The 11,297-nt window shown below is 63.7% G+C and carries 11 protein-coding genes and 1 pseudogene; 6 read left to right on the top strand and 6 right to left on the bottom strand.

Annotated elements, in window-relative coordinates; all coding sequences use genetic code 11:
* Nucleotides 1-5: 5 nt before the first annotated feature.
* Nucleotides 6-203, top strand: a complete 198-nt coding sequence (locus AC3A35_RS16275; protein WP_487437239.1) for a hypothetical protein — start codon at nucleotides 6-8, stop codon at nucleotides 201-203.
* Nucleotides 190-2,262 (top strand): recombinase family protein, encoded by a 2,073-nt coding sequence (locus AC3A35_RS16280; protein ID WP_487437240.1) that lies wholly within the window; start codon nucleotides 190-192, stop codon nucleotides 2,260-2,262. The genes AC3A35_RS16275 and AC3A35_RS16280 overlap by 14 nt, the downstream gene beginning before the upstream one ends.
* An 18-nt stretch (nucleotides 2,263-2,280) precedes the next feature.
* Here the strand turns inward: AC3A35_RS16280 and AC3A35_RS16285 are convergent.
* Nucleotides 2,281-2,515 (bottom strand): annotated as a pseudogene (locus AC3A35_RS16285) (IS66 family transposase); the annotation flags it as partial.
* Between the two features lie 60 nt (nucleotides 2,516-2,575).
* On the opposite strand from AC3A35_RS16285, the gene AC3A35_RS16290 reads away from it, so the two are divergent.
* A complete protein-coding gene (locus tag AC3A35_RS16290) occupies nucleotides 2,576-5,281 on the top strand; it encodes a cation-translocating P-type ATPase (protein ID WP_487437241.1) in 2,706 nt (901 codons plus the stop codon).
* Between the two features lie 278 nt (nucleotides 5,282-5,559).
* On the opposite strand, the gene AC3A35_RS16295 is transcribed toward AC3A35_RS16290, so the two are convergent.
* From AC3A35_RS16295 to AC3A35_RS16305, 3 genes are all read right to left on the bottom strand, one after another.
* Nucleotides 5,560-6,525, bottom strand: a complete 966-nt coding sequence (locus AC3A35_RS16295; protein WP_487437242.1) for a hypothetical protein — start codon at nucleotides 6,523-6,525, stop codon at nucleotides 5,560-5,562.
* Nucleotides 6,522-6,986, bottom strand: coding sequence for a P-loop nucleotide/nucleoside kinase family protein (locus AC3A35_RS16300; protein WP_487437243.1), 465 nt, complete (start codon nucleotides 6,984-6,986; stop codon nucleotides 6,522-6,524). Before AC3A35_RS16300 ends, AC3A35_RS16295 begins: the two co-directional genes overlap by 4 nt.
* A gap of 111 nt (nucleotides 6,987-7,097) precedes the next feature.
* On the bottom strand, nucleotides 7,098-7,751 hold the full coding sequence (locus AC3A35_RS16305; RefSeq protein ID WP_487437244.1) for a phosphoribosyltransferase: 654 nt from the start codon (nucleotides 7,749-7,751) through the stop codon (nucleotides 7,098-7,100).
* A 255-nt stretch (nucleotides 7,752-8,006) separates the two neighbouring features.
* Between AC3A35_RS16305 and AC3A35_RS16310 the strand changes: the two genes are divergently transcribed.
* On the top strand, nucleotides 8,007-8,234 hold the full coding sequence (locus AC3A35_RS16310) for an archease (RefSeq protein ID WP_487437245.1): 228 nt from the start codon (nucleotides 8,007-8,009) through the stop codon (nucleotides 8,232-8,234).
* Here the strand turns inward: AC3A35_RS16310 and AC3A35_RS16315 are convergent.
* The gene (locus AC3A35_RS16315) at nucleotides 8,218-8,667 is read right to left on the bottom strand and encodes a CBS domain-containing protein (protein ID WP_487437246.1); all 450 of its coding nucleotides are present in this window, start codon (nucleotides 8,665-8,667) and stop codon (nucleotides 8,218-8,220) included. The two genes, AC3A35_RS16310 and AC3A35_RS16315, sit on opposite strands and share 17 nt — an antisense overlap.
* Nucleotides 8,668-8,906: 239 nt before the next feature.
* On the opposite strand from AC3A35_RS16315, the gene AC3A35_RS16320 reads away from it, so the two are divergent.
* A complete protein-coding gene (locus tag AC3A35_RS16320; RefSeq protein WP_487437247.1) occupies nucleotides 8,907-9,887 on the top strand; it encodes a ribose-phosphate diphosphokinase in 981 nt (326 codons plus the stop codon).
* Here the strand turns inward: AC3A35_RS16320 and AC3A35_RS16325 are convergent.
* Entirely contained in the window at nucleotides 9,865-10,920 is a 1,056-nt protein-coding gene (locus AC3A35_RS16325; RefSeq protein WP_487437248.1) for a hypothetical protein, read from the bottom strand. The genes AC3A35_RS16320 and AC3A35_RS16325 overlap by 23 nt on opposite strands.
* Before the next feature lie 67 nt (nucleotides 10,921-10,987).
* Between AC3A35_RS16325 and AC3A35_RS16330 the strand changes: the two genes are divergently transcribed.
* Nucleotides 10,988-11,293 carry a hypothetical protein gene (locus AC3A35_RS16330; RefSeq protein ID WP_487437249.1) on the top strand — a complete coding sequence of 102 codons (306 nt, stop codon included), beginning with the start codon at nucleotides 10,988-10,990 and terminating at the stop codon, nucleotides 11,291-11,293.
* The last annotated feature ends 4 nt before the right edge of the window (nucleotides 11,294-11,297 follow it).

Here is an 11,297-nt window from a genome sequence, read left to right on the forward strand (position 1 = left end):
TCCAAATGGCCAATCCGCGTCAGTCGCACTCGATCCCACTCGCACCGCTGGTGCAGCAGTACCAACTCAACATCGTGTTCGAATCGGCACAGCTTCGGGGAATGACCTCTCCGGAACGGGCGACCGTGCTAATGCTCTTGACCGACCTGCTGATGCAGGCGGCCGGCGTGCAGACGGAGGACGCTGACCATGACGCACGCTGAACTGTTACCAGCATCGGTACTTCGACGCAGGGCCGTGGTCTATGTCCGGCAGTCCACTCCGGCGCAAGTGCAAACCAATCTCGAGAGCCAACGGCGTCAATACGAACTCGTCAATGAGGCGCGACGCCGAGGATTCCAGCACGTTGAGGTGATCGATGATGATCTCGGCCGCTCGGCCAGCGGTGCCGTGGCCAGGCCTGGCTTCGACCGCCTCGTGGCATGGCTGTGTGCCGGCGAGGTGGGAGCGGTGCTGTGCCTGGACGCGTCGCGATTGGCCCGCAATGGGCGCGACTGGCACCATCTGTTGGAACTGTGCGGTCTGGTCGAGGCCCGGGTGATCGACTTGGAGGGCATCTACGATCCGTGCCGGCCCAACGATCGGCTGCTGCTGGGGATGAAGGGCAGCATCAGTGAGTTTGAACTTGGCGTGCTGCGGACCCGAATGCTGGATGCAGCCCGCGCCAAGGCGCATCGCGGTGAACTGCGCATTAGTGTTCCGATCGGTTACGTATGGCGTCGGGAGATCGGCCTAGGCTTCGATCCGGACATACGGCTGCAGGAAGTGATACAGCTGATTTTTGCCCGCTTTCGCCAACTCGGCAGCGCACGTCAGGTCCTGCTGTCTCTCGCCGCCGACCATGTCCATTTCCCTCGCCCCTCCGATGGCAAGAAGCTGGTGAGCTTCGATTGGATCCCGATCCGTTACCGCAACGTAATCTCGATACTCAAGAATCCGTTCTACGCCGGAGCCTACGTTTACGGTAAGAGCGAGAAGCGCACCGCGCTCGTCGATGGTCGCGTTCGCAAGAGCTACGGGCATGGCAAGCCGTTCGGCCAATGGGAGGTGATGCTCAAGGAGCACCACGAAGGCTATATCGACTGGGCTGAGTACGAGCGCAACCAGCGGCAGTTGGCCGTCAATGCTTACGGTAAAGTGGGCGGAGCAAAGTCCGGACGCGGCGGCCGTGCGTTGCTGGCAGGCGTGCTTTGCTGCGCGCGATGCGGACGGCGATTGTCGGTGGCCTACCGAGGTCGGGCTCCGGGTCAGGCCGTCTATCGCTGTGATCGCCCCAACTTGCAGCTCGGGCAGCCGCGCTGCCTCAGCTTTGGGGGGGCACGACCCGATCTGGCGGTTGCACGCGAACTTGTGCGGGCTGTCGAACCGATGGCGATTGAAGCCGCACTGCAGGCCGAGCGGAGGCATATGGAAGTCCAGGACGAACAGCGGCGCATCGTTGAACTGGAGCTGCAGCAGGCCCGTTACGAGGCCAGCTTGGCAGAGCGGCGCTACGCTGCGTGTGATCCCGACAATCGGCTGATTGCCGCTCAGCTCGAGAAGAGCTGGGAGGATGCGCTGCAGAGGGTTCAATCGTGCGAGCAACGACTGGACCTCACGAAACAGCCGGACCCCACCGCCGCCGCGGCCGACTTCGCTGGCCTTGCCGAGGATCTGCATGCCGCATGGAATGCGCCCGGTGTAACCATGCGTACCCGCCAACAACTATTGCGCGCGCTCGTGGTTGAGATCATTGCTGACGTCGACGAGGACAGGCGCGAGATCATTCTGACAATTCATTGGCGCGGAGGTCAGCACTCGCAACTGCGGATTCAAAAGCCGAAGACCGGCGAACATGGCTGCCGCACTCCCGAAGAGGCGCTGGCGATCATTCGAAGTATGGCTACGCGGTGGTCTGACGAACAGATTGCCGCGTCGCTGAACCGGATGGCTATTCCAACCGGTCAGGGCAAGACTTGGACAGCACACCGTGTCGCGTCGCTGCGCAGAGTGCATAGCATTCATGCATACCGTTCGGCCGAGAAGAATGGACAGTGGCTCACAATGTCGGAGGCTGCGGCCAAACTCGGCGTCACGAATCACCGGATCCGCCGTCTCATCAAGGACGGCGTGCTTCAAGCGGAGCAGGTTGTTCCTGGGGCACCGTTCCAGATTTGCGCCACCGATCTGGAGGAGGAGCACATCATCGCCGCGATCGCCCGAACAGGTGCTCCGTGTCGCACAGAAGTGGAGAATAAACTCTCCATTTTTTCAAACACTTAACGAGGGCGTGCACAATGAACGGGAGATGGCAACGGTGCGCAACACCCGCTCGGCGGCATTGTTGTCGATCTCGATGCACCCGTCGGTCATGTATCGCACGAGCGCCGAACCATTCGCGTAACTGAACCAGTGCGGGGCCGGCACGGACCTGGCGCTCGGCCTGGCGCAGCTGCGCAGGCTTGCCCCGAATGTCGGCCTCGATCGCGTCCAGCGCGGCAATGCGTTTGAGGGCCTCTGCCGCCAGGGAAAAGGCGCAATGTGGTCTATGCTAGATCGATAGGCATCGGCTATTGCCCGTCTGGGAGAAAAGCAAATGGACATCTGGCGTCAGCCGGTCGAGGCAGTCCTTCTCGGTCTGAAAAGCGACCGCCAAGGATTGAGCACGGTGGAGGCTGCCCGGCGCCTGGGTGAGTTTGGCCAGAATCGCATCGAACCGATGCAACGGCGATCCCTCGGGCGGCGCTTTGCTGGCGAATTCACCCATTTTTTTGCCCTTATCTTGTGGCTGGCGGCGGCCCTGGCCTTTGGCGCAGAGCGCTACGATCCGGGTCAGGGCATGGGCGAATTGGGTTGGGCCATCGTCGGGGTGATCATCATCAATGGAAGCTTTTCTTTCTGGCAGGCGTACCGGACGGAACGTGCCCTTGCCGCCTTGAAGGAGTTGCTGCCGGACCAGGTGAGCGCTTGGCGGGACGGTTCAGTCATTGCTTTGCCGGCCGAGGAAGTGGTCCCCGGGGATGTACTCCTCCTCCAGGAGGGCGACAACGTTCCGGCGGATTGCCGGCTCATCGAAGCGGTAGGGTTGCGGGTCAACGCCGCCACCCTGACGGGGGAATCCCGTCCTGCCGGGCGGGTGGCGGAGCCTATGGAGGCCACGAGCGCGGTCGAAGCCCGTAACCTGCTGCTTGCAGGCACGGCGGTGGTGGCGGGGCATGGGCAGGCCGTCGCGTTTGCCACCGGCATGCGCACCGAGTTCGGCCGCATCGCCCACCTGACCCAGGGCACCGGCGAGACGCCGTCGCCCCTGAGCATCGAAATTGCCCGGGTTTCCCGCCTGGTGGCCATCCTCGCTACGGCCCTCGGTGCCGTGTTCTTCTTGGTCGGCCGTGCCATCGGCGTTCCCGTTTGGGACAGTGCCGTGTTCGCAATCGGCATCATCGTCGCCAACGTACCGGAAGGGCTCCTACCGACGGTCACCCTGTCCCTGTCCATGGCTTCCCAGCGCATGGCCCGGCGCAATGCCCTGGTGCGGCACCTGCCGGCGGTGGAAGCGCTGGGCACGACCACCGTGATCTGCACCGACAAGACCGGCACCCTGACCGAGAACCGCATGCGCGTAGTGCAGGTCTTTGCTGCCGGATCCTTACGGAGTCCGCTTCCGGACGCGGGGAACGGAGTGATGCCGTCCGATATCGCCGTTCTCCTGGCCGTTGCCGCGGCCTGCCATAGCCTGCGCCCCGGTCAGGCTGGGAAAGACGGCTGGAGCGGCGATCCGATGGAGGTGGCGCTGGCCGAATATGGCGCCCAGTGGGGTGTCCGCGAAGCCGCCCCCAGGCTGGCCGAATTGCCCTTCGCCACCGAACGCCGACGGATGTCGGTGGTGTCAGCGTGCCCGGAAGGCGCCCGGCTTCAGTGCAAAGGTGCTCCAGAGGTCCTGCTTCCCCTGTGTGGCCGGCAACGAGGCGCCGACGGACAGACGGTTGCCCTCGACGCCGATGCCGCCGAAGCGGCCCTGGCGACCATGGCGCAACGGGGCTTGCGGGTCATCGCCCTGGCCAGCCGGATGCTGGGGCCGGGGGAGAAGGTGGTGGAGGAAATGGCGGAGAACGATCTCGTCCTCGAAGGTCTGGTCGGCCTGGAGGATCCGCCCCGTCCGGATGTGGCCGAGGCGGTGGCGAAATGCCATGGGGCAGGCATCCGGGTGATCATGGTCACCGGCGACCATCCGGACACCGCCCTGGCCATCGGGCGGGAGATCGGCCTGATCACCAGCGACTCGCCCCGCCTGCTGCGGGGCGAAGCCATCGCCACCATGACTGCGGCCCAGCTCCAGCTTGCCCTGGAAAGCCCGGAGGTGATCTGCGCCCGGGTCACCGCCGAGCACAAGATGCGGGTGGTGCAGGCCCTGCAGGCTAAGGGCGAAGTGGTGGCCGTGACCGGGGACGGGGTCAACGACGCGCCGGCCCTGAAAATCGCCGACATCGGCATCGCCATGGGGAGAAGCGGCACCGACGTGGCGAAGGAGGCCGCCGACATGGTGTTGCTGGACGACCATTTCGCCAGCATCGTGCATGCAGTGGAGGAAGGCCGCGCAGTATTTGACAATCTGCGCAAGTTCCTGACCTATATCCTGACCTCCAATATTCCCGAAATCGTGCCTTATCTGGCCTTCGTTCTGCTGCGGGTGCCGCTGCCCTTGACCGTCATCCAGATTCTGGCGGTGGACCTCGGCACCGACATGCTCCCTGCCTTGGCGCTGGGCGCCGAGCCGCCCCAGGCCGGAGTGATGGATCGACCGCCGCGCTCCCGTTCCGCCCGGCTGATGGATGGCCGGCTGTTGGCGCGGGCCTACCTGTTCCTCGGCCTGATCGAGGCGGCCGGCTCCCTGGCCGTCTTCTTCGGCCTGCTGCTGGCGGCGGGCTGGCACTGGGGCGAGTCCCTCGGACGGCTCGATCCCCTGTATCGCGAGGCCACCACCGCCTGCCTGGCCACCATTGTGGTCATGCAGGTAGCCAACCTCTTTCTCTGCCGCGATCCTCTCCGATCCGCCTGGCCCTTGGGCCTGAAGGCCAATTCCCTCCTGCTGTGGGGTATCGGTTTCGAGCTCATGCTCATCTTGTCGGTGGTCTACACGCCCCAGGGCAATGTCCTGTTCGGCACGGCACCACTTCCCGCTGGCATCTGGCTGATCATGCTGCCCATGGCCGTGCTGATGATCCTCCTTGAGGAGGGCCGCAAGGCGTGGGTCCGCCATGGCATTGCCCATTTCCGGGGGGACGAGCAGGGGACGACCCGGTGATTTGATCTTCGTCACGCCGCACACCGTCGGTGCTTCTAGGCTGAATACGCCTTTTTTGCAGCCAGGAGACTACGGCAATGAAGGTTTCGGCCGTGTTCCGTACTTTCGGCCGGGTCCATTCGGAAATCTGGCCAGCCGTCGCGCGGGGCAATTTCAAGCAGTTGATTCACTCGCTGCCCGAGCACTGACACCACCCATCCTTTCGAAGATCCTGGTGCCTTGGCGCGGGTAGGTATACTGACCACCGTCTGGTTTACCCGTTACCTGGTGAGGTTGGTCTAATGCGGTAACGCCCTGAAGATGTGCAAGAAATCGTTGGAAAATGCCATCACATCGGTGGGCTGCAAGTTGCTGATCCCCGCCGCGGTCAACCGGCCGTTGCCGCCGTAACGAGCGGCAAAACGGTCAGCGCTCAACGGCGCATCGGCCGGCACTCGTAGGCTGACGGTCAGGCTGCCGTGGCTGTCGGGCACCAGGACGGCATGAGCATGCCCCGGCGCGGCAGAGGTGATCCGGTTGGCGAAACTGCCGATGATGCGCCGGGCCCACGCGGCGTCGGGGAGGCGGAAAACCACTGCCGATCCCTCCTGGTCGAGGGGCGAAAAGGAGCGGGCTTGCTCCAGGTCCTCGGCGTATTGTTCCGCCAGGCGCTCGTAAGCCGCTTCGGAGGCCAGGAAGCGGAGCGGATCGGGATAAGGCTGCATGAGGCGGTAAAGGGTTTCCGGCCGGTACATCTGGTCGGCGGCGCTCTCGCCATAGCTGTTGTAGTTGAGATATTCCCCCAGTCGGCGCAACTGATCCAGGGACTGGTCACCAATCACCAGGGAGGCAGCCAGGGTCCTGGCGGCGGCGGGCATGGCATCGCCGAAAGCCCCGACGACCGCCCAGGGGCGATGGCGCCCACCGATGTGGCGATCCACCAGGACGCTGGTACAGACATCCGCCGCGGTGTCGAGCATGGCCTTCAGGTTGGGGTGGATGGGTGGGTCGGCGACGCGGTGATGGTCGAAATATTCGATGCGGACGCCACGTTGCAGGAGGGCCAGAAGCGGTTCCCGATTGGTGGCCATGGAAATATCCAGGACGGTCACCGAATCGCCTGGACCGGCAGGCACGCGGGCGAGGAGGGCGTTGTCCCGCTTGACGCCGGTCACCAGTTGGGCGGCGCGTGGCTGCGCCAGGCGCAACTGGTGCAGGGCGCAGAGACCATCGGCATCGCCGTTGAATACATCGAAATGGCTCATGGGGCAGGGAACACGTGTTGCCGGATGTGTTCCAGAGATCCATCAAGCCTCGCCACGACGGTATCCACGACCACGGCCATGCCTTGTTCTTCCATACTCAAGGGCTCGGCATCACGGAATTGCCGGGCCAGGACCGCCGACGCGGCTTCCGAGGCATCGCAGCCGGTTTCGGCGCGGGCCGCCACTCGTTGCTGGAGTATCTCCCTTGGGGCACGGCAGTCCAGTATGAGGAAGGGAATGTCCAAACCCCGGGCCAGATGCTGGAAACGGTCCCGCTGCCAGCGTTGCAAGCAGGTCGCGTCGATGATGACCGAGTAGTCGGCAGCGAGCACCCGGGCTGCCAAGTCGGCGAGGCGCTCGTAGGTGGCGCGGGTGACCGCTTCGGCATAGAGCCCGGTGGCTATCCCCGAGCCGCTACGGGCCAGGGGCGGCAGGCGGTGCAGGCCCTGGGCGATCGTCATAACTGCCCAGGGGCGCCTGATGGGATTTGTCCTGAGCATCCTCGACGGGGAAATGCTGCTGGAGGGATTCCGGGCGTCCGCGAAAACGCTGTCCGTGTAGGCAAAGGCAACTCATGAGGATGGAACTCCAGGTTTTTTCATCGCTTCGCGTAACAACCTCACGACTTCTTCATCTTCGACCTGGCTGAAATCCCGGTAGAAAGCGCCGATGGCTCCCATGTCATGGGGTACGGTCAGGCATTCGACCCGGTCGCACTGTCGGGCGATCAGCGCTACCGTTTCGGGAGGCGCGACGGGCACCGCTACAATGAGTTCCAGAGGCTTGCGGGCCTTGAGCACATGCAAGGCGGCCAGCATGGTCGCGCCGGTGGCAATGCCGTCATCGGTGATGATGACCGAACGCCCCGTTACGTCAGCTGGCGGACGGACGGCCCGGAACAGTTCTTTCCGCCGTCCGATTTCGGCGGCCTGGTGCTCGCGCTCCTTTTCGAAGTAGTCCTCCATGGCTCCCGGCACGGCGGCAGCGAAACCGGTCAGATAGATCTCTCCGTCCTCGCCGATGGCGCCAATGGCGAGTTCTGGCTGCCAGGGGGCCCGCAGCTTGCGGGCGAGAATTACATCCAGTTCGGCACCCAATTCTTTCGCCAGGACCGCCGCCGTGACCACGCCCCCGCGGGGTATACCCAAGACGACAGGATTAGTCAGGGGGCGACAGGCCAAGCGTGCCGCCAACTGCAGTGCGGCATCTTCACGATCCTTGAACATTTCTATTTCCTCTGTGCCCGGGATCCGCAAGAGAACGGATAACGGCCGCCCAGACCGCTGGGGCAGAACAGCTTTCCTGTCAGCTTAGGCCGGCCCGGTGGGTTTGAAGTGACCAAAGTCAAAGGTCGGTTGATCCGGTGGAATTTGGCTCCCATCCGCTTATCGAAGGAGGGCAAAGCATGAAACATCCGGCGGCGGTGATCCGGGGCGTATAGCCCCACTATCGCCAAGGGGATCTGGAATGATGAATTCACCATGACCACCGTGCGTCGGGAACATTGTCCCCATGGGGCGGATATCGGTGTGCGTGGCTTCGGCCCGAGCAAAGCCGAAGCCTTCGAGCTGGCGGCCCTGGCCATGACCGCAGTCGTGCCTGACGGTATGGAAGCCTGTGGCCTTGGGATGTTTCGACACGACCTATACTCCCAAGCGAAGGTCTGGCCGCTGCCGGCGACGCCGGGGCGACTCAGTCCTGTTCCCTGATTTCACGGTGCTGCTCGCTATCGACCGCTTCTGCCAGGGCATTCAAGTCCCGGGCCACATGGTCCAGCAGGTCGTCCAGCGTCACGATGCCCTGCAGCAGGCCATCGGCATCGACCACGGGCAGCCGCCGGATTCCGCGGCGGCGCATGATGCGAAGGGCATTCACCACGGTATCCTGCTCCCTTACGGTGGCGACTTCCCGCGTCATCACTTCCCCGACGGCCAAGGTGCGGGGGTCGAGATGGTGGGCCACCGCGCCGAGGACAATATCCCGGTCAGTGAGGACGCCAACCGGGATGCGTCCCTTTTCGCCTTGCTGGACGACCACCAGGCAGCCCACATGCTGTTCCAGCATCTGCCTCGCCGCTTCGGCGAGGACGACACTTTCGCAAGTGACGACGACCGAGCGCCTGCACACATTTCCGACACTCATGGGACACCTCAGGCTTCTAGCCTTGCCATCTTTTCCTAAATTCAGGATAGAGACTGCCGCGGTAGTGGGTGTGACAAATGTCAAGGAGGCGAAGCGGCTCGACAGGTGCCAACCTGCGCCTGTGCCGGAACAACTCGCTCCATTTACACTCTTGCGAACTGAATTTCAGGTCCCGTGCCGATTCTCATTGGGAAGACGCTCATACTGGTAATGGAAGCAGTGAAGGAGGGGGAACTGAAATGATTGATATCAGCCTTTTTGCCTTGAATGCCGAGCGTGCCTTCGTCGAGAAAATCGCCACTCGGCTCGATATTCCCTTGGGTCTTCTGGAAGAGAGGGATTTCGAGGACGGGGAACACAAGTCTCGGCCCCTCTCCAGCGTACGCGGTAAGGACGTCTATGTGGTCCAGTCTCTGTATGGGGAGGCGGGGCAAAGCGTCAACGACAAGCTGATCCGGCTCCTCTTCTTCATCGGTGCCCTGGTGGATGCCTCGGCCGAGCGGGTGACGGCGGTAATCCCCTACCTTTGCTACGCTCGCAAGGAACAGAAGACCCAGCCGCGCGATCCCGTCACCACCCGCTACGTCGCCCGCCTGTTCGAGGCGGTCGGCTCCTTCCGGGTGGTGGCCATGGACGTGCATAACGTCGCGGCTTTCCAGAACGCCTACCGCTGCCATACCGATCACCTTGAAGCCGCGACCCTCTTCGTGCGGCATTTCGCCGGCCGCCTGGGTCCCGGTCCGGTCGCGGTGGTTTCGCCCGATGCCGGTGGCGTGAAGCGGGCCGAGCGCTTCCGCGTGCGCCTGGGACGGGCGATGGGAATGGACCTGCCGCTGGCTTTTCTCGAAAAGCACCGGGGCGGCGGCGTGCTGCGCAGCGGTGCGCTGGTGGGCGACGTGGCGGGCAGTACCGTCATCATCATCGATGACTTAATCAGTACCGGATCGACCATGCTCCGGGCGGCGCTGGCCTGCCGGGAGCGGGGAGCGACGGCAGTCTATGCTGCGGCATCCCACGGCGTTTTTTCCGGCGGCGCGGAATCGGTTTTGGCAGACCCAGCGATCGACGAGGTGGTGATCACCGACAGCATCCCTCCTTTCCGACTGAGTCCCGGCCTGGTGCAATCGAAGTTTGCCGTTCTGGAGAGCGCCCCTCTCTTTGCCGATGCCATCGCGGCGATCCATGGCGGCGGTTCCCTTACGGCCTTGCTGGAGGCATGAGGGCGTTGCCGTATTTTTCCGCCAGGTCGAGATATGTCTGCGTGCGCGCCCACCATTTCCCGGGATCGGGCAGGTTTCCCTCATCGAGGTGCCAGATGGCGAGCTTAGCCCGCAGGCAGGCCCGGCAACTCCGGTAAAAGTGAATCAGCTCGACGGGGGGCGAGTCGCCGCTGAGCCGGGAATACAGATCGAGGAGGGCATCGCCCGCCTCCTGGCTGCCGAGGCGTTCGCATTCCAGGGCAAGGAAGGCAAGCTCATCGGCGGCGTCCACCAGTCTCAGGTCGCGGCTGAATTCCAGGCAGTCGATAATGACCGGTACGGGCTCCAGGCAAACATGCTCCGGCCGCAGGTCGCCATGCCCATCGACGATATGCCCGGCTCGTACCCGCTCCTCCAGCAGATGGGCGTTCGAGTTCAGAAACGCCCGCTGGGCTGCCAGGATGGCCCGGATGCTGCCAGCGGGCAGACCGTAGTGCGGAATGAGGAGGGCAGCTGCATTGCTCTCCAAGGGCTGGCGCAGCCACTGGACATAGGCGCCCGGCGGCCAGGCGACGCGCCTTGTCCGCGCATAGAATCGAGTCAAAACCGCAACCAGCCTTGGCAAATCACCCACTGCCAAGGCGTGTTCCAGGAGCAGCCTGTCCAGCATGCGTTCCTCGGGCAGGCGACGCATCTTCACCAGCCAATCCACCACCGTACCCGTGCCGCCGAGTCTCAGGCTGCCCTCGGGACTCAGGGTCAAGGCGACCTTGCCCAGATACACACCAGGCGCCAGGCGCCGGTTCAAGCGGATTTCCTCGCTGCAGTACCGACGGCGGGCGGGGAGGGTGGAGAAGTCCAAATAGCTGTAACGGACCGGTTTCTTCAGCTTGTAGACCAGAGAGCCGGCCAGGAAAACCCAGGACATGTGGGTTTCGATGGCCCGGACCTCGAGAGGGCGATGGGAATAGGCTTCGGGAAGCTTGAGAAATGCGACCTTGGCTTCGATTCCAATGTCCTGGCCCGTACTGCGTTCATTGGCATGGTCGCGCAAAACGTCTCCCCCGGCTCTGCCCCAGGAGCCATGGTAGATGACGGGGGGCTCACCGGCAATGCGGGGAATGACCGTCTCTTTAGTGGATTTCTCCCCCATCGTGGTGGTGCCGCCCCATGGCGTCCTGACCTATCCACCTGGGAGTTTTCCTGATCGCCGCGGCGGCCGACTTGCCGGTTGCCCCATTGCCATCCGCTGTACTCGAACGATATTTCGGGACAGCAACTGGTGGCTTCATCGCGGCTCCGTCATCTTGGCAGTCGGCGAGCCGGCTTTGCCGGCAGGCGAAGGCTGGGAGGCGGCGCTGGGGCTGCAGCGCACCGCCGGGGACACCATCTTGCGTCACTGTGGCGAACCCGACCTGGTGGAGTAGTATG

It is taken from the genome of Azoarcus sp. Soil_N_20 (assembly GCF_057656155.1).

What these genes read in the sequence shown, in the direction of transcription:
- AC3A35_RS16275 (WP_487437239.1), top strand. Translation starts at nt 6, where the DNA reads ATGGCCAATCCGCGTCAGTCGCACTCGATCCCACTCGCACCGCTGGTG.
- AC3A35_RS16280 (WP_487437240.1), top strand. Translation starts at nt 190, where the DNA reads ATGACGCACGCTGAACTGTTACCAGCATCGGTACTTCGACGCAGGGCC.
- AC3A35_RS16290 (WP_487437241.1), top strand. Translation starts at nt 2,576, where the DNA reads ATGGACATCTGGCGTCAGCCGGTCGAGGCAGTCCTTCTCGGTCTGAAA.
- AC3A35_RS16295 (WP_487437242.1), bottom strand. Translation starts at nt 6,525, where the DNA reads ATGAGCCATTTCGATGTATTCAACGGCGATGCCGATGGTCTCTGCGCC.
- AC3A35_RS16300 (WP_487437243.1), bottom strand. Translation starts at nt 6,986, where the DNA reads ATGACGATCGCCCAGGGCCTGCACCGCCTGCCGCCCCTGGCCCGTAGC.
- AC3A35_RS16305 (WP_487437244.1), bottom strand. Translation starts at nt 7,751, where the DNA reads ATGTTCAAGGATCGTGAAGATGCCGCACTGCAGTTGGCGGCACGCTTG.
- AC3A35_RS16310 (WP_487437245.1), top strand. Translation starts at nt 8,007, where the DNA reads ATGACCACCGTGCGTCGGGAACATTGTCCCCATGGGGCGGATATCGGT.
- AC3A35_RS16315 (WP_487437246.1), bottom strand. Translation starts at nt 8,667, where the DNA reads ATGAGTGTCGGAAATGTGTGCAGGCGCTCGGTCGTCGTCACTTGCGAA.
- AC3A35_RS16320 (WP_487437247.1), top strand. Translation starts at nt 8,907, where the DNA reads ATGATTGATATCAGCCTTTTTGCCTTGAATGCCGAGCGTGCCTTCGTC.
- AC3A35_RS16330 (WP_487437249.1), top strand. Translation starts at nt 10,988, where the DNA reads ATGACCGTCTCTTTAGTGGATTTCTCCCCCATCGTGGTGGTGCCGCCC.